This window comes from Micromonospora sp. WMMD1102 (genome assembly GCF_029626265.1).
Lineage (GTDB): Bacteria > Actinomycetota > Actinomycetes > Mycobacteriales > Micromonosporaceae > Plantactinospora.
The window spans coordinates 4,353,599-4,375,108 of the sequence record NZ_JARUBN010000001.1 but is presented as its reverse complement, the minus strand read 5'-3'; the positions used below and the strand labels follow the sequence as shown (position 1 = coordinate 4,375,108).

At 71.4% G+C, this 21,510-nt stretch carries 31 protein-coding genes and 1 tRNA gene; 18 read left to right on the top strand and 14 right to left on the bottom strand.

The window, feature by feature from the left end; genetic code table 11:
* Positions 1-126 precede the first annotated feature (126 nt).
* The 7 genes from O7626_RS19545 to O7626_RS19515 all read left to right on the top strand — a co-directional run bounded on the left by O7626_RS19545 (position 127) and on the right by O7626_RS19515 (position 7,034).
* Positions 127-1,056: an AAA family ATPase gene (locus O7626_RS19545; protein ID WP_278062609.1), complete on the top strand. Its 930-nt coding sequence runs from the start codon at positions 127-129 to the stop codon at positions 1,054-1,056.
* A 158-nt stretch (positions 1,057-1,214) separates the two neighbouring features.
* On the top strand, positions 1,215-2,375 hold the full coding sequence (locus O7626_RS19540) for a ScpA family protein (RefSeq protein ID WP_278062608.1): 1,161 nt from the start codon (positions 1,215-1,217) through the stop codon (positions 2,373-2,375).
* Positions 2,372-3,355, top strand: coding sequence for an SMC-Scp complex subunit ScpB (gene scpB, locus O7626_RS19535; RefSeq protein ID WP_278062607.1), 984 nt, complete (start codon positions 2,372-2,374; stop codon positions 3,353-3,355). The genes O7626_RS19540 and scpB overlap by 4 nt, the downstream gene beginning before the upstream one ends.
* A complete protein-coding gene (locus O7626_RS19530) occupies positions 3,342-4,091 on the top strand; it encodes a pseudouridine synthase (RefSeq protein WP_278062606.1) in 750 nt (249 codons plus the stop codon). Before scpB ends, O7626_RS19530 begins: the two co-directional genes overlap by 14 nt.
* Positions 4,092-4,392: 301 nt before the next feature.
* Complete coding sequence (cmk, locus tag O7626_RS19525) at positions 4,393-5,076, top strand: (d)CMP kinase (RefSeq protein ID WP_278062605.1); 684 nt, start codon at positions 4,393-4,395, stop codon at positions 5,074-5,076.
* A gap of 265 nt (positions 5,077-5,341) precedes the next feature.
* Positions 5,342-6,721, top strand: a complete 1,380-nt coding sequence (gene der / locus O7626_RS19520; protein ID WP_278066212.1) for a ribosome biogenesis GTPase Der — start codon at positions 5,342-5,344, stop codon at positions 6,719-6,721.
* Positions 6,722-6,957: 236 nt separating this feature from the next.
* Positions 6,958-7,034, top strand: a tRNA-Pro gene (locus O7626_RS19515).
* Between the two features lie 98 nt (positions 7,035-7,132).
* Here O7626_RS19515 and O7626_RS19510 read toward each other — a convergent pair.
* Positions 7,133-8,311, bottom strand: coding sequence for a tyrosine-type recombinase/integrase (locus O7626_RS19510; protein WP_278062604.1), 1,179 nt, complete (start codon positions 8,309-8,311; stop codon positions 7,133-7,135).
* On the bottom strand, positions 8,286-8,966 hold the full coding sequence (locus tag O7626_RS19505; RefSeq protein WP_278062603.1) for a hypothetical protein: 681 nt from the start codon (positions 8,964-8,966) through the stop codon (positions 8,286-8,288). The genes O7626_RS19510 and O7626_RS19505 overlap by 26 nt, the downstream gene beginning before the upstream one ends.
* A gap of 188 nt (positions 8,967-9,154) precedes the next feature.
* On the opposite strand from O7626_RS19505, the gene O7626_RS19500 reads away from it, so the two are divergent.
* The 3 genes from O7626_RS19500 to O7626_RS19490 all read left to right on the top strand — a co-directional run bounded on the left by O7626_RS19500 (position 9,155) and on the right by O7626_RS19490 (position 11,023).
* Positions 9,155-9,382, top strand: a complete 228-nt coding sequence (locus tag O7626_RS19500) for a DNA-binding protein (protein ID WP_278062602.1) — start codon at positions 9,155-9,157, stop codon at positions 9,380-9,382.
* Positions 9,383-10,040: 658 nt separating this feature from the next.
* A complete protein-coding gene (locus O7626_RS19495) occupies positions 10,041-10,295 on the top strand; it encodes a hypothetical protein (protein WP_278062601.1) in 255 nt (84 codons plus the stop codon).
* Positions 10,295-11,023: an ATP-binding protein gene (locus tag O7626_RS19490; protein WP_278062600.1), complete on the top strand. Its 729-nt coding sequence runs from the start codon at positions 10,295-10,297 to the stop codon at positions 11,021-11,023. Before O7626_RS19495 ends, O7626_RS19490 begins: the two co-directional genes overlap by 1 nt.
* 50 nt (positions 11,024-11,073) lie before the next feature.
* On the opposite strand, the gene O7626_RS19485 is transcribed toward O7626_RS19490, so the two are convergent.
* Entirely contained in the window at positions 11,074-11,235 is a 162-nt protein-coding gene (locus O7626_RS19485; protein WP_278062599.1) for a hypothetical protein, read from the bottom strand.
* Positions 11,236-11,298: 63 nt separating this feature from the next.
* On the opposite strand from O7626_RS19485, the gene O7626_RS19480 reads away from it, so the two are divergent.
* From O7626_RS19480 to O7626_RS19450, 7 genes are read left to right on the top strand one after another with little or no spacing between them, the layout of a single operon-like run.
* Positions 11,299-11,517, top strand: a complete 219-nt coding sequence (locus tag O7626_RS19480; RefSeq protein ID WP_278062598.1) for a hypothetical protein — start codon at positions 11,299-11,301, stop codon at positions 11,515-11,517.
* Between the two features lie 23 nt (positions 11,518-11,540).
* Positions 11,541-11,789 (top strand): hypothetical protein, encoded by a 249-nt coding sequence (locus O7626_RS19475; protein WP_278062597.1) that lies wholly within the window; start codon positions 11,541-11,543, stop codon positions 11,787-11,789.
* Positions 11,790-11,820: 31 nt separating this feature from the next.
* Positions 11,821-12,228: a helix-turn-helix domain-containing protein gene (locus O7626_RS19470; protein ID WP_278062596.1), complete on the top strand. Its 408-nt coding sequence runs from the start codon at positions 11,821-11,823 to the stop codon at positions 12,226-12,228.
* Positions 12,225-12,404, top strand: coding sequence for a hypothetical protein (locus tag O7626_RS19465; RefSeq protein WP_278062595.1), 180 nt, complete (start codon positions 12,225-12,227; stop codon positions 12,402-12,404). The genes O7626_RS19470 and O7626_RS19465 overlap by 4 nt, the downstream gene beginning before the upstream one ends.
* Positions 12,401-13,357: a hypothetical protein gene (locus tag O7626_RS19460; RefSeq protein ID WP_278062594.1), complete on the top strand. Its 957-nt coding sequence runs from the start codon at positions 12,401-12,403 to the stop codon at positions 13,355-13,357. The genes O7626_RS19465 and O7626_RS19460 overlap by 4 nt, the downstream gene beginning before the upstream one ends.
* A gap of 2 nt (positions 13,358-13,359) precedes the next feature.
* A complete protein-coding gene (locus O7626_RS19455; protein ID WP_278062593.1) occupies positions 13,360-13,773 on the top strand; it encodes a hypothetical protein in 414 nt (137 codons plus the stop codon).
* A 10-nt stretch (positions 13,774-13,783) separates the two neighbouring features.
* Positions 13,784-15,295, top strand: coding sequence for a hypothetical protein (locus O7626_RS19450; protein WP_278062592.1), 1,512 nt, complete (start codon positions 13,784-13,786; stop codon positions 15,293-15,295).
* 4 nt (positions 15,296-15,299) lie between these two features.
* Here O7626_RS19450 and O7626_RS19445 read toward each other — a convergent pair whose 3' ends face one another.
* From O7626_RS19445 to O7626_RS19435, 3 genes are read right to left on the bottom strand one after another with little or no spacing between them, the layout of a single operon-like run.
* Positions 15,300-15,488 (bottom strand): hypothetical protein, encoded by a 189-nt coding sequence (locus O7626_RS19445; RefSeq protein WP_278062591.1) that lies wholly within the window; start codon positions 15,486-15,488, stop codon positions 15,300-15,302.
* Positions 15,485-15,697, bottom strand: coding sequence for a hypothetical protein (locus O7626_RS19440; RefSeq protein ID WP_278062590.1), 213 nt, complete (start codon positions 15,695-15,697; stop codon positions 15,485-15,487). The genes O7626_RS19445 and O7626_RS19440 overlap by 4 nt, the downstream gene beginning before the upstream one ends.
* Positions 15,694-15,879 (bottom strand): hypothetical protein, encoded by a 186-nt coding sequence (locus O7626_RS19435; protein ID WP_278062589.1) that lies wholly within the window; start codon positions 15,877-15,879, stop codon positions 15,694-15,696. The genes O7626_RS19440 and O7626_RS19435 overlap by 4 nt, the downstream gene beginning before the upstream one ends.
* 317 nt (positions 15,880-16,196) lie before the next feature.
* Here O7626_RS19435 and O7626_RS19430 point away from each other — a divergent pair, with 317 nt between their 5' ends.
* On the top strand, positions 16,197-16,403 hold the full coding sequence (locus O7626_RS19430; RefSeq protein WP_278062588.1) for a winged helix-turn-helix domain-containing protein: 207 nt from the start codon (positions 16,197-16,199) through the stop codon (positions 16,401-16,403).
* Positions 16,404-16,779: 376 nt separating this feature from the next.
* Here the strand turns inward: O7626_RS19430 and O7626_RS19425 are convergent, their stop codons facing one another.
* The 8 genes from O7626_RS19425 to O7626_RS19390 all read right to left on the bottom strand — a co-directional run bounded on the left by O7626_RS19425 (position 16,780) and on the right by O7626_RS19390 (position 21,507).
* A complete protein-coding gene (locus tag O7626_RS19425; protein WP_278062587.1) occupies positions 16,780-18,945 on the bottom strand; it encodes an FtsK/SpoIIIE domain-containing protein in 2,166 nt (721 codons plus the stop codon).
* An 80-nt stretch (positions 18,946-19,025) separates the two neighbouring features.
* Positions 19,026-19,262 (bottom strand): hypothetical protein, encoded by a 237-nt coding sequence (locus tag O7626_RS19420; protein WP_278062586.1) that lies wholly within the window; start codon positions 19,260-19,262, stop codon positions 19,026-19,028.
* Positions 19,263-19,267: 5 nt separating this feature from the next.
* Positions 19,268-19,420, bottom strand: coding sequence for a hypothetical protein (locus tag O7626_RS19415; RefSeq protein ID WP_278062585.1), 153 nt, complete (start codon positions 19,418-19,420; stop codon positions 19,268-19,270).
* Positions 19,420-19,620, bottom strand: a complete 201-nt coding sequence (locus O7626_RS19410; protein ID WP_278062584.1) for a hypothetical protein — start codon at positions 19,618-19,620, stop codon at positions 19,420-19,422. Before O7626_RS19410 ends, O7626_RS19415 begins: the two co-directional genes overlap by 1 nt.
* A gap of 12 nt (positions 19,621-19,632) precedes the next feature.
* Complete coding sequence (locus tag O7626_RS19405; RefSeq protein WP_278062583.1) at positions 19,633-20,073, bottom strand: DUF3307 domain-containing protein; 441 nt, start codon at positions 20,071-20,073, stop codon at positions 19,633-19,635.
* A complete protein-coding gene (locus tag O7626_RS19400; protein WP_278062582.1) occupies positions 20,070-20,204 on the bottom strand; it encodes a hypothetical protein in 135 nt (44 codons plus the stop codon). Before O7626_RS19400 ends, O7626_RS19405 begins: the two co-directional genes overlap by 4 nt.
* Positions 20,201-21,217 (bottom strand): ABC transporter permease, encoded by a 1,017-nt coding sequence (locus O7626_RS19395; RefSeq protein ID WP_278062581.1) that lies wholly within the window; start codon positions 21,215-21,217, stop codon positions 20,201-20,203. Before O7626_RS19395 ends, O7626_RS19400 begins: the two co-directional genes overlap by 4 nt.
* Positions 21,217-21,507, bottom strand: coding sequence for a hypothetical protein (locus tag O7626_RS19390; protein ID WP_278062580.1), 291 nt, complete (start codon positions 21,505-21,507; stop codon positions 21,217-21,219). The genes O7626_RS19395 and O7626_RS19390 overlap by 1 nt, the downstream gene beginning before the upstream one ends.
* Between the last annotated feature and the right edge of the window lie 3 nt (positions 21,508-21,510).

Below are 21,510 nucleotides of genomic sequence, written 5' to 3'. Positions count from 1 at the left end.
CGACGTGGCGTAGAGTCGGGATCTGGCGCGGCCTCGGGAGGCGGCAATCGAGGTTCGCGGCGGCGCCGCACAGGACACCGTTCGGCTCCGACGCCGGGCAGTCGTCGGGAGGGGGCGTACGAGGACATGGCTGGAAACGCTGACCGTGCCGAGGCGTGGACCTCAAGCCTGCGCGAGCAGCAGTCCGCCCTGGACCTCGGCGCCGAGCTGGGTCCGGCCGACCCGGCCGCGTACACGATCCGTAAGCCGATCCCGGAACCGATGCCGACCGACCAGCACGGGCCGGCCCGGATCATCGCGATGGCCAACCAGAAGGGCGGGGTGGGCAAGACCACCACGACCATCAACCTCGGCGCCGCACTGGCCGAGTACGGCCGCCGCGTGCTGCTGGTCGACTTCGACCCGCAGGGGGCGCTCTCGGTCGGGCTGGGCGTCAACCCGCACAATCTCGACCTCTCCGTCTACAACCTGCTGATGCAGGACGACGTCACCGCCGAGGACGTGCTGATCAAGACGGACGTGGCCGGACTGCACCTGCTGCCGGCGAACATCGACCTCTCGGCCGCCGAGATCCAGCTGGTCAACGAGGTCGCCCGGGAGATGGCGCTGGCCCGGGTGCTGAAGTCGATCCGCAAGGAGTACGACTACGTCCTGATCGACTGCCAGCCCTCGCTGGGGCTGCTCGCGATCAACGCCCTCACCGTGGCGGACGGCGTGCTCATCCCGCTGGAGTGCGAGTTCTTCAGCCTGCGCGGGGTCGCCCTGCTGCTGGACACCATCGACAAGGTGCGCGAACGGCTCAATTTCGACCTCGAGCTGGAGGGCATCCTCGCCACCATGTACGACAGCCGCACCACGCACTGTCGTCAGGTGCTGCAACGGGTGGTGGAGGCGTTCGGCGACAAGGTCTACCAGACCGTGATCACCAAGACGGTCAAGTTCCCCGAGTCCACCGTCGCCGGGGCCCCGATCACCACGCTCGACCCGGCCTCCTCCGGGGCCCGCAACTACCGTCAGCTCGCCCGAGAGGTGATCGCCGCGCAGGCCGAGCGGTAGCCAGGTGGGCGGATCCGGCCGGCGCCGGCCGATGACCGCCCGTTTCGTCTGTCCGGGCCCGGATCGGTGCCCGCCGTGTCGAGGATCATCGGGTGAGTGACGGTACCGGGGCGACGCTGACGGCTGACGGTCCGGAACCGGTGGACTACGGTCGTCGGGTGAGTTCCCCGCCCACCTTCCCGGCCGCGCCGGAGCCGCGGCCAGCCCGCTCCGCCGACAAGCAGCCGGCCGAGGCCGGGCCGACCGGTGCTCCGGTGCCCGCCGAGACACCGCCGGGCGGGGTCGACGGGCCGTCTGGCGAGGGCGGTGAGCCGTCGGGCGGGAGCGACGCGGGGCCGGGCGAGGGCGACGCGGAGGCGGCCAGCGGCTTCACCGTACGGCTGGCGAACTTCACCGGTCCGTTCGACCTGCTGTTGCAGCTCATCGGCAAGCACAAGCTCGACGTGACCGAGGTCGCCCTGCACCGGGTCACCGACGAGTTCATCGCGTACATCCGGGCGATGGGGGACGAGTGGGACCTGGACGAGGCGAGCGAGTTCCTGGTGGTCGCGGCGACCCTGCTGGATCTCAAGGCCGCCCGGCTGCTGCCGGCCGCCCAGGTGGAGGACGAGGAGGACCTGGCCCTGCTGGAGGCCAGGGACCTGCTCTTCGCCCGGCTGTTGCAGTACAAGGCGTTCAAGGAGGCGGCCGGGCACATCCTCGAACTGGAGGCGGTCGGCTCCCGCCGCTATCCCCGGGCCGTCGCCCTGGAACCGAGGTACGCCGAGGCGCTGCCGGATCTGGTGCTCGGGATCGGGCCGGACCGGCTCGCCGCGCTGGCGGTCCGGGCGATGACCCCGAAGAAGGCCCCGGTGGTCTCCATCGACCACGTGCACATGGTCCGGGTGAGTGTCCGGGAACACGCCGCGCTGCTCCGCGACCGGCTCCGGCAGGCCGGAATCGCCAGCTTCGAGGTGCTCTGCGCCGACTGCGAGTCGACCCTCGAGGTGGTGGCTCGGTTCCTGGCCCTGCTGGAGCTGTACCGGGAGGGGCTGGTCGGCTTCGCCCAGCTGGAGGCGCTCGGCGAGCTCACCGTACGGTGGACCGGTCCCGCCGACGGCGACGCCGAACTCGACATCGACGAGTACGCCGGTGCGCTGGCGCCACCGGAGCGCCCGGCCGCTGACCCGGCCGACCCGGCGGCAGCTCCGGAGACAGCGCCGGTACCGGCGGGGGTGGTGGCTCCGGTGGTGGCGCCTGCGGGGCAGGCTGCGGGGAGCGGCGGGACCGGGCCGGCCGGGGTGGCGGCCGGGGACGAGACGCAGGAGGAAGCAGAGTGACCAGCGAAAGGCGGCCCGACTCGCTGGCCGAGCAGGCGGCGGCCTGGGTGCCGCCGTGGGAGCGGCCGGCCGAGGCCCAGCCGCCCCTGACCGCCGCCGAGACGACCGATCCGGCGGAGTCCCCTGAGCCCGGCGATTCGAGGGACAACCTCGAGTCACCCGAGCCCGGCGACTCTGCTGAGACTGCCGAGCTGACTGATGCCGTGGAGTCGGCTGCGGCGGTGGCGGTCGCCGGGGCCGACGAGGCGGACGAGCCGGCGGAGCCGGTGCTCGCCGAGGAGCCGGCGCGGGCGGCCGGGGGCGGCGAGCGTGGTCCGGTGCCGGAGGAGGTGGCGGGCGTACCCGACTATGCCGGAACGGGTGCGGACGGTGCGTCGGCGGCGGTGCCGGAGCCCGGCGGGGCCGGCCGGCGGGCCACGGCACTGGCGTTGATCGACGACGACGAGCTGCGCGGCGCCCTGGAGGCCATCCTGCTGGTGGTCGACGAGCCGGTCACCGAGATCGTGCTGGCGCAGGTACTGGAGCAGCCGACCGAGCGGATCGCGGCCCTGCTGGACCGGCTGGCGGCCGGCTACACCACGGCCGGGCACGGCTTCGAGCTGCGCAGGGCGGCTGGCGGCTGGCGGCTCTACACCCGGCCGGAATACGCCGCCTACGTCGAACGGTTCGTGTTGGACGGGCAGTCCGTCCGGCTGACCCAGGCGGCGCTGGAGACCCTTGCCGTGGTCGCCTACAAGCAACCGGTGACCCGGTCGCGGATCTCGGCCATCCGGGGTGTCAACTGTGACGGGGTGATCCGTACCCTGGTCACTCGCGGGTTGGTGGAGGAGTGCGGGACCGAGCCGGAGAGCGGCGCCTTCCTGTACCGGACGACGACGCTGTTCCTGGAGAAACTAGGGCTGGACACCGTGAACCAGCTCCCGCCGCTGGCCCCGTTCCTGCCCGACGACGTGGAAGAGATTGCCGATGCCCCGCGATGACAGTCCCGACGCCCCCGCCGTGGAGCGCCTGCAGAAGGTGCTCGCGGGGGCCGGCGTCGGCTCCCGACGCGCCTGCGAAGACCTGATCTTCCGGCGCCGGGTTACCGTCGACGGGCGGGTCGCGCAGCTCGGCGACAAGGTCGACCCGGCCACCGCCGTCATCTACGTCGACGGCGAGCGGCTGGTCACCGACACCCGGCTGGTCTACCTGGCGATGAACAAGCCGCGTGGCGTGGTCTCCACGATGGCGGACGAGAAGGGCCGCACCGCGCTGGCCGACTTCCTCGGCCGGGTGGAGGAGCGGGTCTACCACGTCGGGCGGCTCGACGCCGACAGCGAGGGACTGCTGCTGCTGACCAACGACGGCACGCTGGCGCACCGGCTGATGCACCCGTCGTACGGGGTGCCGAAGACCTATCTCTGCGAGGTGGCCGGGCCGCTGCGTCGCGACGCCGGACGGCGGTTGAAGGCCGGCGTGGAGCTGTCGGACGGGGTGGCCCGGGTGGACGAGTTCCGCCTGGTGGACACGCTGGGGCGTACCGCCCAGGTGGAGCTGACCCTGCACGAAGGGCGCAAGCACATCGTCCGGCGGCTGCTGGAGGAGGTGGGGCATCCGGTGTCCCGACTCATCCGTACCGCCATCGGGCCGATCCGGCTGGGCGACCTGCGGCCCGGCCGTAACCGCCGGTTGACGAACGCCGAGATCGCCGCGCTGTTCAAGGCGGTCGGCGACTGATCCTGGTCAGGACTCCCTGCGCCTCCGGTCGGCTGCGGTGCAGCTGCGACTTCCGGTCGGGCGCGGTGAATCTGGAACTTTCCGGCCGGGCGCGAACTTTCCGGCCGGTGTGGGACTGACCTGGGCCCCCGGGTCGGCTCGGTCGGGCCCGTCGCGCGGTTCGGTGCCTCCGGTGTCGGGCGCGGGCCCGTCCGGTGGACGGGGCATGATGGACAGCGACACGCGGTGCGCCGCCACGGCCGGCCGCCCGCGAACGCGGCAGTGCCGGGCGTATCGCCCAGTGATCGGTGAAGGAGGAACGGTGGCGGAAAAGGTACGGACCGGGCAATGTGTGGTTGCCGTGGACGGGCCGTCCGGTTCGGGGAAGTCCACCGTCTCCCGCCGACTGGCGAGCACACTCGGCGCACGCTACCTCGACACCGGGGCGATGTACCGGGCCGTCACCTGGGCGGTGCTGCGCTCCGGCGTCGACCCGCAGGACGCCGAGGCCGTGGCCAAGGTGGCCGGCGAGACCGAGCTGAAGATCGGGGTCGACCCCGAGGCGCCGAGCGTGACCGCCGACGGGATAGCTGTCGACCGGGACATCCGGGGCCCGGAGGTGACGGCTGCCGTCTCCGCCGTGTCGGCCGTGCCGGCCGTCCGGGAGCTGCTCGTCGCGCAGCAGCGCGAAATGATCGCGGCGGCCGGCCGGATCGTGGTGGAGGGCCGGGACATCGGCTCGGTGGTGGCGCCGGACGCCGACCTCAAGGTCTACCTGACCGCGTCGGCCGAGGCGCGGGCGCGGCGGCGCAGCACCGAGAACGCCGCCGATGTCGCCGCCACCGCAGCCGACCTGGCCCGCCGGGACCGGCTCGACTCCAGCCGGGCGACCGATCCGCTGCGGCAGGCGCCGGACGCGGTGGTGCTGGACAGCACCGCGCTGGGCGTCGACGAGGTCGTCGCGCGACTGCACGACCTGCTCACCGAGCGGCGGCCGGGGCAGTGACCCGATTCGACTCCGGCAGCGGTGCGCTGGCGGGCAGCGGTGACGGTGGTGCGTCAGCGGGCGGCGATCGCCCTGTGCTGGCGGGCGGCGATCGCGGTGTGTTGGCGGGCGGCGGTGGTGGTGTGCTGACGGGCGGCGGTCGCGGTGCGCCATTTGGCGGCGGGGCGGCGGACCGGGTTCGTGCCCGGCGGGACGACGCGGCCGGGATCCTTCCTGGCGGCACGGTTGAGGAGGCGGCGTGAGCGCGGGGGACGGTTGGGTCGAACTGCGGGAGCCGGACGTCGACGAGGAGGCCGAGCCGACCGGACCGGTACCGGTGGTGGCCGTGGTCGGTCGGCCCAACGTCGGCAAGTCGACGCTGGTCAACCGCATCATCGGTCGCCGGCAGGCGGTGGTGGAGGACACTCCGGGGGTGACCCGGGACCGGGTTCCCTACGACGCACAGTGGTCGGGTCGGCAGTTCACGGTGGTCGACACCGGAGGCTGGGAACCGGACGCGAAGGACCGGGCCGGCGCGATCGCCGCCCAGGCCGAGAACGCGGTCGCCACGGCCGACGTGGTGCTCTTCGTGGTCGACGCGACCGTCGGGGCGACCGACGTCGACGAGGCCGCCGTACGCATGCTCCGGCGCAGCGCCAAGCCGGTGCTGCTGGTGGCGAACAAGGCCGACAACACGGCGGTGGAACTCGAGGCGACCTCGTTGTGGTCGCTCGGGCTCGGCGAGCCGCGCCCGGTCTCCGCACTGCACGGCCGGGGCTCCGGCGACCTGCTCGACGCGATCCTCGAAGCACTGCCGGACGCCCCGCCGATCACCGAGGCGGGGCCACGCGGCCCGCGCCGGGTGGCCCTGGTCGGCCGCCCGAACGTCGGCAAGTCCAGCCTGCTCAACCGGCTCGCCAAAGAGGAGCGGGCGGTGGTCGACTCGGTCGCGGGTACCACCGTCGACCCGGTGGACAGCCTGGTCGAGATCGGTGGCGAGGTCTGGCAGCTGGTGGACACCGCCGGGCTGCGCAAGCGGGTCGGCAAGGCCAGTGGCACGGAATACTACGCGAGTCTGCGTACCGCCGCCGCTATCGAGGCGGCGGAGGTGGCGGTGGTGCTGCTCGACGCCAGTGAGCCGATCAGCGAGCAGGACCAGCGGATCCTCACCACGGTCACCGAGACCGGTCGGGCCCTGGTGATCGCCTTCAACAAGTGGGACCTTGTCGACGCGGACCGCCGCTACTACCTGGACAAGGAGATCGAGCGGGAGCTGCGCCGGATCCCGTGGGCGATCCGGATCAACGTCTCGGCCAGGACCGGACGGGCGGTGGACAAGCTCGCCCCCGCACTGCGTACCGCCCTGGCCAGCTGGGAGACCCGGATCCCGACCGGGCAGCTCAACCAGTGGCTCACCGCGCTGGTGCAGGCGACCCCACACCCGGTGCGGGGCGGCCGGGCGCCTCGGGTGCTCTTCGCCACCCAGGCGGGGACCTGCCCGCCCCGGTTCGTGCTCTTCACCACCGGCCCACTGGACGCCGGCTACCAGCGCTTCGTCGAGCGCAAGCTCCGCGAGGAGTTCGGCTTTGTCGGCAGTCCGGTGGAGGTTTCGGTACGGCCCCGCAAGAAGGTCGGAGCCGGCGGGCGGGGCAAGCCGCACGGCTGAGCCGTCCCGCCTTCCGTCGGCCGGCCATGACCGTCGGCCGGCCATGACCGCCGGTCTGCCGGGTCCGGTGTCTTCGGCACTGGACCCAGCAGTCCACCTATCTTCCTAGGACGCGGTAGGGAGTGTGGGCCGGGTCGGACGGGCAGGTTCCGGTGACGGAGGGCGGTAGGCCGCTGCGCGTACGAAAGGGTCCTGCGCTACGCTGTACCGGCTGCCGCGCGGTGTGCCGCGCGGGGCGGGACGTGGCGCAGTTTGGTAGCGCACTTGACTGGGGGTCAAGGGGTCGTCGGTTCGAATCCGGCCGTCCCGACCATGTAGGAGCAGGTCAGGGCCTTGATTCACTTCGGTGAGTCGGGGCCCTTTTGCTGTCCCGTCTCACAATCCCTCACGTACGCGCGTACTGCTGAAGCTTCAGCCGAACAACCCGGCTTCGAGCTGGTCGGCAGCCACCTTCAGATGACTGCTGTCAGGGTGGATGTAGACCCGCTTCGCCAGGGTGCCGCCGTCGGCGTGACCGGCCCAGGCCGCCAGCACCACATCGGGCACCCCGGCGGTGCCGAGGTACGTCAGGCAGGCGTGCCGGGCGTCGTACGGCCGAACCTTCCGCACGCCGACCTTGGCCATCAACTCGTACACCCGCCGCCGTAGCCAGTCGGTGCGCTGCGGCTGGCCGAGCTCGTCGACGAGCACATAGCCCGAATCGGTGTACGCCTCGCCGGCCTCCAGCTTCTCGGCCTTCTGCTTGGTCCGGAACGACCGCAGCGCCTGCAACGCGCTGGGCGGTGCCGGCAGGCCCCGCTTGCCGGCCGCCGACTTCGCCGACTTCTCCACCACCTCCCCGTCGACGATGGTCCGGGTGTTGTCTCCGGCCGCGATCGTGCCGCCGTCGAAGTCGACATCGGACCACCGCAGCCCGCACACCTCGGCCGGGCGGAGACCCATCAGCGAGAGCAGGCAGACGGCGTACAGCCGCTCTCCGGCGATCCCGGTAAGGAACGTCTTCACCTCCTCCTGCGTCCACGGCTTCCGGGCGGCCTTGGCCTCGATCGCGGCCTTGGCCGCCTCGCGGGGGATGGTGACGAACAGGGCGACGTTGCGCACGACGAGCTGGCGCCGCACGGCCACGTTCAGCGCGGTCCGGAGCCGGCCCAGGGTCAGCCGGACCGACCGGACACCGAGCCCGGTCCCGGGCTGGCCACCTCGCCGGCGGCCCTCGGTCAGCATCCAGTCCACCAGGGCCTCGATGTCCGGCTCGGTGACGCCCTGGAGCACGCGGTCACCCAGCCGGGCCCGGACCGGCAGCAGGGCGTCACGGTAGTTCGCCGCGGTGCCCTGCTCGACGTCCCGGGTCGCCGACTTCAACCACTGGTCAAGGAACTGGTCGACGGTCAGCTTGCTCGGCGCGACGTACGTGCCCCGGTCGGTCTCATGCTTGATCCGGGCGTACTCGGCCTTGGCCTCCTTCTTCGTGTCGTAGGTGTGCGTCACCTGCTTCCGCTTCCCGGTCTCCGGGTCACGGCCGACGTCGATGACAAACCGGTACCGGACCGCTCCGCTCTTCAGTTCAACCCGCTTGATCGGATCTGCCACCCCTTGCAGCCTCCTCCTGGTCTTCATCGACCCATTGATCCGGGTAGTCGGACCGGAGACGCTGCTCGACGGCCCGGTTCAGGGGGGTCTTGTCGGTGTCGATGTACCGCAGCTCTTCGGGCAGTTCGGGCGTGAGGATCTTGTGTTGCCGCATCTGCCGGCGGATCTCCCACAGGCTGTTAGCGACCTGCTCGGCTCTACGGTGTGCCTTCACGGCCTCGTCGGGATCGGCGGCGTGCGGTGCCCGCCGATCGGCCTGCTTGGCCTGGTGGCTGCGGATGCGCCACTCGAAGAGCTGCCGCTCGTGCTGCTCCCACAGCTCGACGGCCACGGAGCCCTTCTCGTACACCCCGAACTCCGGATCGAACGCTTCGGGACGGGGGAATGCTGCCCGACCCGCGAACCAGGCTGCAGCGTCCCATGCGCCCGCTTCCACGCTCGGCAGGACCTTGACGGCCCGGACCTTATCGAAGGGGTACATGAGTTGCAGCGGGGTCGCGTCGAGGGCAACGGCGAGCACAACCAGCTCTTCGGCGGTCACGCGGCGAATGCCTCGCTTGGCGCCCTCCTTCTGGCCACGCTCGATGTTGCCAAGTGACGCCTCGGTCAGTTCTGGCATGCCGAGGCGCTGACACTCCTCGGCGAGCTGGCGCACGCTCCAGCCCTTCGCGAGTCGGTACCGGCGGACCTGAGCGGAGAGCGTGTCTCCCAACCCGAGAGGTTCTGTCACAGGGACGCACGCTACCGCCTTGTTGACGGGGTGTCCATGCCGTGCCATCCTGTCCGGGCAGTCCAGTCCCAGTGACGCACTCTTGCGTCCTAGAGACGGAACAGGATGACTCCATGTCCACCAAGCTCCGCCCCGCGAAGGGCCCAACGCTCGACGAGATCCGGGCGTGGCCCGCGACGGTCAGCGTCGAACTGGCCGCCGCCGCCCTCGGTGTCGGCCGCAGTCACGCCTACGAGTCCATCCGTCTTGGCACCTTTCCCGCCCGGACCCTCAAGGTCGGCCGCCGCACCACGGTCGTAACCAGCTCGATCCTGGCAGCGCTGAACGCCACCCCTGAGTGAGACGCCGTGAGATGCCGCCGCATCGCCGCAGCTCACAAGCTCGAAAATCGGCGGTACTTGATCGGTCATCAAGCACGAACGAGAGCAGAAGAGCGTGACGAATCCACGATGGGCGTTTGAGCGTGCCGTACTGGCGTCCGACCTGGCCGCGCCAGTACGGCACGCTCTGCTCACCCTGGCCGTGGTCGCCGACTGGCCAGCCGGCGTCACGCCAGCCGAGCACACGCCATCGTTGACCGGACTGGCCAAGGCAACCGGTCTCGGCCGATCTACCGTTGCCCGGGCCCTGACAGCCGCCGAGGAAGGGAACTGGCTCGATCGGCTGCGCCCTACCGTTGCCCGCGCCTGGGCCGACAAGGAGCGCACCCGATATCGGCTGAAGACTCCTGACCAGGCTAGTCCCGCTCTGGGACTAGTCCCGGAACCGGACCAGTCCCAGAGCGGGACTAGTCCGGGAGCGGGACGCAGACTAGTCCCGGAGCGGGACCGGACTAGTCCCGGAACGGGACACGATCCAGACCTTGTCCAGACCACCCAGACCAATGAAGTACATGGGGACCTGACTAGTCCGGGAGCCGGACCAGTCCCGGAACGGGACCAGACGGCGAAGTCGACCCGGGGCACCCGGGTACCGGAGAACTTCGCCGTCGACGACCGCATGCGCGCCTGGTACCGCGAGCACACCCCCGACGTCGACATCGCGATCGAGACCGCGAACTTCGTCGACCACTGGCGGGCCGCCACCGGCGCCAAAGCCATCAAGGCCGACTGGATCGCCGCCTGGCGCACCTGGATGCGCAACGCCCAGAAGTGGAAGACCGAGCGAGCCGGAAACGGCAACAGCCGCCAGAACGGCCACCAGCCGTACCGCGACCCGGCAGACCCCGCAGCCCACTACCGAGGGAACCTGTGATGCCCGAGCCGACCCCCCTGAGCCAGCTCCTACCCCGAACCAGGCCGCTCGCCATCGCACCCCTGCCCGTGGCCAAACCCGGCGAGTGCCCCGACCACCCCGGCAACCCCGCCGCGTACTGCGGACCCTGCGCGGGTGAGCGGAAGGCCGTCGACCCCAACGCCCGATGGGAGATCCACACCGAACGGGTACGCCGCGACTGCGACCGCCGATTCCCCCGCCGCTACCGCGACGCCCAAGCCGACCACCCCGCCGTCCTCGACTGGACCGCCACCGTCGTCAAGGACCCCGAGCACGCCCCGTCGCTGCTCCTGCTCGGCCCGGTCGGCGTCGGCAAGACCCACCAGGCGTACGGCGCCCTCCGCACCGTCGCCCCCGAGCTGCCCGGCCGCGACTGGATCGCCACCCGCTTCCCCGACCTACTCGCCTCCCTACGCCCCGAACCGGGCGGAAAGCCAGAGCGCCGAGTCGAGCACTACCGGGAAGCCGGCCTACTCCTCCTCGACGACCTCGGGGTCGGCAAGACCTCGGAGTGGGTCGAAGAGACCACGTACCGGCTCATCGACGGCCGATACCTGGACATGCGGCCCAGCATCTTCACGACCAACCTCGGCGTCGCCGAGCTGCGCGACTCGATCGGCGACCGGATCGCCTCCCGACTGGCCGAGAGCTGCCGCATCGTGGTGCTCGACGGACCGGACCGACGCCGCGTTGGCCAGGTGGCGTAGCCGGCATGACCAACGTGTCGCCCCGGGCCTCGGTTCCTGCCCCGCGCGTGTCAGCCGCCCGCGTTGCGCCGGTACCCGCCCGGAACCGGTCCGGCACACCAGACCCGGTAGAGCAGGCCCGAATCCGCGCCACCGTCGGTGCCGCTGTCCGGACCCGCCGCCGTGCGGCGCGGCTGTCGCAGCGTGCCCTTGCCGGCCTGGCGGGCTGCCACCCCCGCACCATCGAACGCCTGGAGACGGGCCGCATCCGCCCGACCAGCGCCCTGCTCGCTGCTTTGGCGTACGCGTTGACGATCCCGGCCGGGTACACCCCGGCGGGCCGGCGGACGGCTGTCGACGAGCTGGCGGCGTTCCTGGAGGACGTTGCCGGCCCGTCGCTGGTCCAGTCCACCCCCGGCGGTGCCCGACGCCGTGCACGCCGTCTCCGGGCCGCCCGCCGGGCCGCGAACGCCAACGCGCTGCCGCCGCTTCGTGCCCGGCTGGGCCGGTCGTGATGGCTGGCCGTCGCCGCACCAGGATGCGGCCCGCGACCGAGGCGGAGCAGGCGACGATCCGGCGTGCCGCCGAGCTGGCCGCCGACGCGGTCACCGCGACCCCGGCCGGCCGGCGGGCCGCTGTCGCCCGGCTCCGGCATCAGGTCAACCTGATCCGGAACCCGGGCAACCTCGCCGCCGTGCCGGCCCGCGAGCTGCCGGCCGCGATCCGCCGCCAGTTCCCCGGCCTCGACGACGACCAGGAGCAGCGCGACACCGTGGCCAGTGCGTGACCACATGCCGCCTGACCAGGAGAAACAAGGCGTGCAGCGGAATCCGCTGAGTGGACCCGTCGAGCTGGCCGACGGGTCCGTGATCGTTCCCGCGCACCTGGCCAAGCCGGTACGTCGCTTCCTCGTCGAAGTCCTTCGGGAGCACATCCGCAGCGACGGCGGAGCGCCCAGCGCCGCCGCCAGGGAACTGCTCTTCGTCCTGGCCCGTGCCGAGCACCACCACGACCAGGCCGCCGAGTTCGCTACCGAAACCCCGACACCGGCAGGGCCCAAGGTGGAGATCAGCACGACCGAAGCGGCTGCCGTCCTCGGCTGCTCCGTCCAGTTCGTGCGCCGGTTGTGCCGGTCCGGTGGAGTGAGCGCCCGCCGGGCCGGCCGCCGAACCTGGCTCGTCGACGTGGCGAGCCTCGACCACTACCGGTACGGAGGCACCCGGTGACCACTCTCGAACAGGCCGTTGGTGACCGCCTGGCAGCCGCCGTCGAGCAGGCAGACCAGCGGCAGGCCGACGCCCGCGCAGCCTGGGGCACCGCCGACAACGGCGCCAACTGGCGCATGTCCTTCGGCCTCGGCCGCCGCACCACCACGACCGAGCAGGGAGATGACCAACAGTGACCAACGTGATCGAGTCCGGGATACGGGCCGCCACCGCCGGAGAGCAGGAGATCCAGGCCGCGACCCGGGAGCACCGGGAAGCCGCCGACCTCCTCGCCGCCCTCGAAGAGCGCGTCCGGGCCGGTGACCCCGACATACGGCCGGCCGAGCTACGCGACGCCCGCGAGCTGGTCGAGTTCGCCGCCCTCCGCGTCGATGCCGCACGCCGTCGGGCCGATGAGGCGATGATCGCCGCCCGCCACGAGATGTACGCCCAGATGGGGCAGGCAGTCCGGCAACTCACCCTCGACGACGGCGCGGTCGTCGCCGCGTACGGTGCTGCGGTCACGTCGCTGCGCCACCTGTACGCCGTGGTGGAAGCCGACCAGGAGCAGTTGGAGATCCTGGCCCCGCAGGCTGGCGCGGTACTCGAAGAGGCCCAGCAGCACGGGGAGACCAACCTGTTGCATGCTGCTGGGCTGGCCCGGTCCGCGTACGGGGATTCCGCCGCGAAGTTCGCTGTGATCGACCCGGACGGCAGGCGGCGCACCATGTGGCGGGTGCCGCCTGTCTCGGCGGTTCTGGCGGCCCTGAACGGGGCGCTGGCCGACGATCCGGGCCTGGCCCGCACGATGCGCCTCGAACACGGCGAGACGGCGCAGACGGCCGCGTCAGCCGCGCACCAGACCGCCCGCGCGTACCCGCAGCTCGCCCCCGGCAGCGAGCAGGAGGCGGCACCCGTACCGGCGGAGCCGGTTGGGAGGTACCGGATCGAGGCGTTCCGGACTGGGCGAGACGGTGAAGGCCGGTCGTACCGGGACCCGGTCAACGAGGTGATCGCGGGCGTCCGGTTCGCTGCCGGCATCGGCACGGTCACCACCGACACCGATGAGGGGCGCCGGGCTCTGGCCTACTTCCGCCGGAAGGGGTACCCGGTCGAGCAGGTCGACGCCGCGCCGGCCGGGCAGGGCTGACCGTGTCGACGTCCCGGACCCCGGACGGTCGGCTCCAGGTCGACGCCGGCCCGACCAGCCGCCGGGACCGGCGTGCCCTGGCCAAGGCCGGCCGCCGGAAGCCGTCCGGCCCGTCGGTGCGGCAGCTCGTTACCGAGCCGGTCGCCATCGTCGTCGACGGCCTCCCCGCCGTGACCGAGGTGCCCGTCATCCCCGCCGACGCCTCTCCAGCGCTCGCTGAAGGGCTCCGGCGGCGTCGGGTGGCCGCCGCCCTGGGCCGGTGCCCGTGCGGTGCTCAGCGGCCCGCACCGACCGCCGTACAGGCCGCCGCCGCCGAGCAGGGCACCGCGCACATGCCGATCCCGCACGAGGCGGACTGCCCGGCCCATGACGACCTGCTCGGCCCGGAGCTGGCCGCCTGGCAGAACGCGAAGTAGGAGGCACCCCGTGGGGCTCAGGCTCGGCGAACTCTCGGTCATCCTGCGAACGGACAACGACCAGCTCCGCAAGGGCATGGCCGACGGCCGGCAGGAGGTACGCCGCGGCGGCCGGGACATGGAGACCGAAGCGGCCGCGACCGCTGTTGCCATGGCCGCGGTCCTCGGCGCCGGTGGCCAGCGGGCAGGCGAGGAATGGGTGCGCGGCGCGGACGGTCGCCTTCGTGACGCCCGAGGCCGGTTCGTGTCCCCGTTCGACGGCATCAGCAAGAGCGCCGGTCCGGCTGGCGCCATGGCAGCTCTCGGGTTCCTCGGCCGGTTCGGAGCCGACTTCGGTGCCAAGATCTCCAACATCGTCAGTGGCGGATTTAGCGGCCTACCACCCCAGGTACAGGGCGTCCTCGCCGCCGTAGGCGCCACCATGGCAGCCACCATGGCAGCCGCGTTCGGTGCCGCCCTGGCCGCCGGGGTACTCCTCGCCGTCGGCGGCGGTGTCCTGGCCGTTGGCATCAAGCAGGCCATCAAGGACCCGAGGGTCGCCGCCGCCTGGTCAACGTTCGGCGACCGGGCCAAGGAAGCCCTGACCGGGTTCGCCGAGCCGTTCAAGGGGCCGCTGATCAGGGCAGCGGACACCTTCGGCGATGCGATCGAGCGGTGGGGACCCGGTCTCAAAGAGATCGGCGCCATGATCGCACCGGTAATCGATAAACTCGCACCAGCGCTCACCAAATTCGGTGACAACATGATGCCGGGGTTGAAAGAAGCCGTCGAGCAAAGCGTTCCGCTGTTCGAGACGTTAGCGGAGTATCTGCCGGAGATCGGCGTTGCCATGTCGTCTTTCCTCAGCAGCATCGCCAGCGGTGGAGAGGGCGCGAACACCGTTCTTACCCACATGCTGATGTTCATCGAAGGCGCGATCATCGCTGCCGGGTGGCTGATCGGCTCACTGGCGTCGCTCTACCAATGGATCGTCGATACCTTCAGCTCACTGGGCAACACGACAGCCACGGTGTGGAATTCGATCAAGAACGGTGCCACATCCGCTGGCCGGTGGGTTGTCGACAAATTCACCGCGATGGTTGATTTCATCAGAGGGTTGCCGAGCCGGATCTCCCGTGCCGCGTCGGGTATGTGGAACGGTATTCGGGAATCGTTCCGATCCGCCCTGAACTGGATCATCGGCCGGTGGAACAGCCTGGAGCTGCAACTGCCGTCGGTGTCGTTCATGGGTGCCACGGTCGGTGGCGGGTCGGTCGGTACGCCGAACATCCCGTTCCTGGCCCGGGGTGGCACCGCCACGGCGGCCGGCCTCGCCATCGTCGGTGAGGAAGGGCCGGAGCTGGTCCACCTCGGCCGGGGCGCGACCGTCCAGCCGCTCAGCAACGCGGGCGGCGGCTTCCTGGGCACGCTACGGCTGATCCTGGAGTGGCCGGATGGGCGGGTCATCAAGGACCAACTGATCGACGCAGCGGCCCTGCGGAGCCAGACCGTCGACCGGTACCTCGGCCTGGAACGCCCGTAGCCGGTCAGGGCCGACCCGTCGCCGAGCTGGTCGACGGCTGCCGGTCCGGCCAGCAGTCCGGACACTGGCACGGGTACGCCCGAAACTGGAAGCCGTCGAGCAGCTGTACCCGGTCTGGGCAGCCGTGCGGGTCGGTGCTGACCGGCGGCAGGCGGGCGACCGCGCACGGCAGGCAGATCGAGTACGTCCTCACGGCTGCTGTCCTTCCACGATTGTGCGGAGCTGGTGATCGGTGACGAGCTGGCGGGTCACGTCCCGCAGGATCGCCGCTGCCGTGCCGCGCCGGTGAACGGCGGCGAGGAGGACGATGCAGCCGCCTCTCGGCCCGCAGTCGAGGCAGCGGCGGCCGTCGGTGTGCATGGTGACGACCTGGTCGTCGGTGAGGGCGGGATCGGCGGTCATCGTGGTTCGTCGTCGGGCGGGAACAGCGGCGGCAGCGGGACCGGCGTCCAGTGCTCTACGACCTGGAGGAGGCGGTCGATCCGGTCGGCTCGCTGCTGGTAGCCGGCGGTCCGCAGCACGCGGACTACGACTCTGCCGCGCCGGAGTACCCGCCGGAGCCGGTCGGTCTCGGGGTCGTCCATCCCGCGTCCCTCCCACCACTTCGGAGCCGGCGGCCCGGGGCACGTCGAGCAGGGACGTGACCCCGGGCCGCCGACCCGGCTTGTGGGCGCGCGGCGGGGGGCGTGAGGGGGTGACCGCGCGCCCGGCTTGCGGGGGTGCCGGCGGGAGGACGCCCCGCCGGCACCGTTCCTCCTGGTGCGACCCGAGGAGGAACACCGTGGACACTACATCGACTAGGTAGACTAGGTCTACGCAGTGACGTTGATCGACTTAGTACACGTAGTTGATGGGGGCTGACATGGGTGATCTACTCGCAGTGCGACCCGAGGAGACCACCATGCCCGCGAAGTACGAGCGGGTGGCCGAAGCCATCCGTACCCAGATCCGGACCGGCGAGTTGAAGCCCGGAGACAAGCTGCCGTCGCTGTCCCAGCTCGAAGCGCAGCACGGCGTGTCGTACGGCTCGGTTCGTGGCGCGATGCTGGTGCTGAAGGCCGAAGGGCTGATCGAGGGTCGTCCCGGAGACGGCGTCTACGTCAAGTAGCTCAGCGCGCGGTCCGGTGCTTGCGCCGGGCGTGGTTCCACAGCCGGCGGCCCCACCTCCACCGTTTCCCCGTCTGCCGGCACCAGCGGCACGGCCGGGACACCTTCCCGCGTCGGTGCGTCTTCGAGTCCCCGGCCGGCCGGTGGTGCCCCGAACCGCCACAGCATCGACAGTCACGCATGGGGAAGATCGCACACGACGTCACGTAGTAGAGAAGCCAGCCGCCGACGATCGCGGCGACGGTAGCGGCACCATCGAGGGACACCAGAAGCCTCCAGAGGCCAGATTCGGGGGTTGGCGCTCGGGTGGGGCTATGGGCTATTTCCCTGGCCAGGGGGCCTAGCGGTACCCCTAGCACTAGCCCCACCCGGGGCTATCAGTCGTCGATCTCCGCCAGGTTCGTTTCGGTGATCGTCTCGGCGTTCCGTGCGGTGATCCGGGCCTCCAGGGCGGCGAGTTTCACCCCGGCGCGGGTGGCTCGTTTCGTCGAGCTGGAGTCGATCCGGCGGTTCAGGCTCTCGGTCGGCACGCCGGCGGCGGACATCAGCCGGCCGAAGGTGTCGACGTCGAGATCGGCGTACGCCTCCGGGTCGAGCTGCTTGAGCCGAGGCACGATCAGCTCCGACCAGAGGGCTTCCTCGCCCTCGTGCCACACCTGCCGGACGTCGGCGAGCAGGTTCCGCATCTCGTACTTCGGCACCTCGACCTCCTCGACCTGGCCGCCGCGCCGGGCCTCGATGACCCGGGCCACGATCGCGGCGGCGGTCGGGTTGTCGATGTAGCAGGACCGAACCGCCCTGGTGGGACCGTTGCCGGCCTGGTACGCCCAGCCGGAGTCCTTCGGCCCGGTGCTGTCGCCGGGCTCGAACTCCGTCGGCCGGGCACCCCGGGCGTAGGCGCCGGTGCCGAGCACCAGGTTCGTCTCGGTGTGCGACGGCACCGCGAGGCAGTTCCGGATGGCGAAGTTCGAGCTGATCCCCGGCGGCACCGACTGGGAGTCGATCCGCTGGGTCGCGAAGACGATGTGCATCGCCAGGGCCCGACCACGCTTGATGATCGAGGTGAGGAGGAACTTGGCCCGCTTGCCCAGGTCCGGATCGGTGAGCAGCTCCTGCAACTCGTCGAAGATGCCCAGCAGCGGCCGGAGCCGGGCGTCCTTCTCGGCCATCCGCCGGTTGACCCGGTTCTCGGTGTTGAGGCCCTGGCGGGCGTACTGCCGGACCAGGGCGGCCCGCTCGTCGCACTGCCGGTACAGCCACTCCAGCGCGGCGAGGGCGGCCTCTTTCGTGGCCTCGTCGCCGCCGGAGCCGTACAGGCCCTTGAGGCACAGCGGCTCCAGGACGTCGAGGTCACCGGACCCCTTCAGATCGAAGGCGAGCAGCAGCACCAGCGGGTCATGGATCGCGGCCAGCGGCAGCACCAGGACCGACTTCGTCTTGCCGGAGCCGGGGATGCCACCGAAGAGGCTGTTTTTCTGCTCCAGCGGGTAGCTGACCGGGCGCATCCGCTCGTCGTAGCCGTAGACGAACGTGTCGGTGAAGTAGTCGAAGGTGCCGCCGTCGAGCAGCGGCCACGGCGGCGGGGTCATCTGGTTGACCGGCCGGTCCGCTACCCAGATCGACAGCATGCCGGGGTGCTCGCCGGGGATCGTGGCTGGCCATACCTGCTGCTTCGGTAGCCGGAACCCGGACGCGAGCCGGTCACGCTGGTCGATCACGTCGGTGGCCAGCACACCGGGTGGCAGGGTGATCAGGGCCTCGTGGCCGGCGTCGGCCCGGAAGATGTCCCGGACGAACTTGATGTCACCGGGCTCTTTGACCCCCTTGATGTTGCAGGCCAGGATCGCTTGCCGGGTCAGGATGGCGGTCAGCCGGATGAACCGCTCCCCGGTCCAGGCCCGCTCGAAGAACGGTTCCCCGACCGCCCGGCCGAAGTACGCCAGCACCGGCAGCGCCGTCACCGCGGTGCCCAGCTGCACCAGCGGCGGGGCGAACCAGACCAGCGCGGCCACGGCAACGGCGAGCAGCACCAGGCCGGGCAGGAACACCCACATCCGCGACGACACCCGCCGGTCACGCTGCCGCGACAGGGCGAGGTAGTCGGCGACGTTGTTCCGGCTCGCCGCGTCCTGCCGGATGGCGAAGCCTTCCAGGTCGAACGCCCACCGCAGCGCCCGGCCGGTCAGCCGGAGGGCACCCCGGGGCGCGTAGCAGGCGGCCTTGACGGCGTACTTCGGCGACCGGAGCCCGTAGTAGCCGATGGTGTAGGTGACGAACGCGATCACCCATTGGGCCAGGGCGTGCCGGCCGGCGGCGGTTCGCAGCGTCGCCGGAACGATTGGCTTGCGGTCCTTCGGCTGGTAGCGGCTGGTGATGTCGGCGAAGGTGGCCTTCCGCATCGGCGGGTCGACGGGTGGGCCGTCGGCGCGGCCGGGCTCCAGCGCGACCTGCTCGCCGCGCGGTTCGACGTACTCCGGCGTACCGGCCCGGGGTGCCGGGACGGTCGGCTCCAGGTCGTCGCCGGGCTGGATCTCTGCTGCCATGCTGGTGGTTCCTCCTTGGTGGGGAAGCGGGGCCCGGCCGGGCTTGTCGAGGGCGTCGGCCGGGCCCCGCGCTGTGCGGGTCAGTAGCCGTGCCGCTGGATTGCGTCGATGGCGGCCTGGCGCTCGGCCAGGGTGGCGGTACGCAGCTCGGCGTCGAAGGCGGCCTTCGCGCGCAGGAACTCCGGGCTCGGCTCGTCGTCGAGCAGGTCCCGGTCCCCGGCGTCGGTCTCGGCCATCCCGAGCTGGATCAGCCGCATCACCCGTCCACGGTCGACCGGGTCCGGTGCCGGCTGGCTCTTCTTCCTGAACAGGCCCATCGGGGTTACTCCTCGGTCTTGGGGGCGGGTTTGGTCGGTGCCGGCTCGACACCGTCCGGCGGGATGCTCAGGTACCAGTCACACGAGGCCCGGGTGTGCCTGCCCATGTAGCCGGCCCCGCACCGCTCGCACGTCTTGACCTCGCGGCGCTTCGGCATCAGATCCGCCCGGCCCGGTGCTGCTCGGCGATCCACGCGGCGTTGAGGCCGGCCTGAATCCGCTCGTCCTCGGTCAGCACGGTGACCTCCCGGCCGGCGGCCCGGTGGTCACGGATCTGCCGACCCAGGTGTGCCGGGTCCACCTTGACCTCCCTCGACTTGCCGTCGGCGTCGGTCACGAACATGAACTTCCTGACCACGATCTACTCCTCTCAGGCGATGATCAGGGCGGCCACGAACAGCCACCCGACGTGCCAGCTCTGGTCCAAGGCGTACGCCCCGGTGCCCAGGCTCGGGTTATCGTCCCGGTCCGGCCGGGGCGCTCCGAGCGTCCAGAACTGGCCGGAGCCGAGGACCAGGGCGAGCCGGAACAACGGGCTGCGCCGGTCGGCGATGTAGTGCGTCACTGCGCTGACGGCCAGCCCGGTGAGGAGGGCGCCCGGGTCGGGTCGCCAGCCGGTCACGGCGGCGAGCAGGGCCAGGGCGACGACGGCGGTCAGGGTGTAGGTCGCGACGTGCGCGGCGCAGGCGGCCCGGCCGGGCCAGCCGGGGCGGCCCTTGTGGTCGGCCTGGTGCTGCGTCTGCACCCAGTGATCGGCCACCTGGTGCGCCGCGTACAAGGCGGCGAACACGGCGGCGAAGGCGGCGGTCACCGGTCAGCCTCCGTACCGGTCACGAACGTGGTCCAGTAGTCGGTCTCGGCCTGGCGTTGGCGGTTCTGCTCGGCCTGCCGGCGGGCGCGGTCGGCGTCGCGCCGGGTTGTGCGGATCTCGCGGCGGCTCATCGCTGCTCACCCGCCCGCACCAGGTGGGCCAGTGCGGCACCCATGCCGAGAACGGCGACCGGCAGGCACGACACCGCGGTCGTGATCTGCCACGGTGCCGAGGTCGCTCCGGCCTCGATCAGCAGGTGGTACGCGACCTGGCCGAGCGCGCCGACGACCAGCGACGTGATCGCCGACCACATCGCGAACCGGCGAGCGCGCTGTGGCACCCGACCGGAAAGCCACACGTAGAGGGCGTAGGCCGCGTACGTCTCCATGCCGATCGGCAGCGTGATCGAGCTGTCGATGGTGGCCCACTTCCCGGGGTCGACGATGCCCGGAAGCAGGTTCACCGGACCGAACCCGGTCAACCGGCCGAGGTCGACCCAGCCGGCCCACAGCGCGACGAACGCCGGCAGGGCCAGCGGCAGAACCGGCCACACGGCGACCGGCTTGCCCTTGGCGGGCGCGGCGGTGTCATCCGTGTCCGTGTCCACCCGGGGCTGCTCCGGCGTCTCCACGGCCGGCACAGCGGGCAGGGTGACCGGTTCCGGAGCGGGGGTCGGCTCGGACGCAGTGTCATCCGTGTCCGGGGCCGGCTCGTCGGTGCGCTCCGGCGCGACGCTGGTCTCCGGTCCGCCGGCCCACCACGTGGGGTAGACGGCCGGCTGACCGTTCGACTTCCGCTCCACACCGACCCGGACGAGTTCGGCCAGCAGACTCGCCTGTTCCTGAGTGACGCCGTACTCCGACACCAGTTCGTCGGCGGTCGGCGTGGTTCCGGTTGCCTCGGCCCGCTCGTCGAGCAGCTGGAGCAGGCGGCCCGCGTCGACCGGTTCCGGTCGGGCCTCACGCTGTGCGCCTTCCTCGATCAGCCGGGTGCGGATCTCCTTCGCCTTCTCCTGGCCGATGTTGAGGCGGGACATCAGGCGGCGTACCGACGGCACCAGTTCGCCGTCCCGTACGGGCACCTCCCGGGCCTTGGGCATCAAGTCGTCCACGGTGCGCGGGTACGCGCTGGCGGGGGCGGTCATCAGCGGATCTCCTTGACGATCTCGGACCACAGGACGTGGCCATGGGGAGCGGAGGTCAGTTCGCGTTGCTGGCCGAGTTCCTCGACGACGACGGCGTCGTGCCGGGAGTCCCAGCGGCGGTAGGCGCCGATCGAGGCACGCTCGACCAGGTCGACGGCGGCCAGCGAACCGGCCACCAGGCCGCGCCAGATCCGGGGCGACGCCCAGATGGCCAGCGCGATGAGTCCGGCCAGCAGCAGCCGGAGAGCGGCCAGCAGTTGTTGCAGCAGCCAGAGGGCGACGGCGTTCACGCC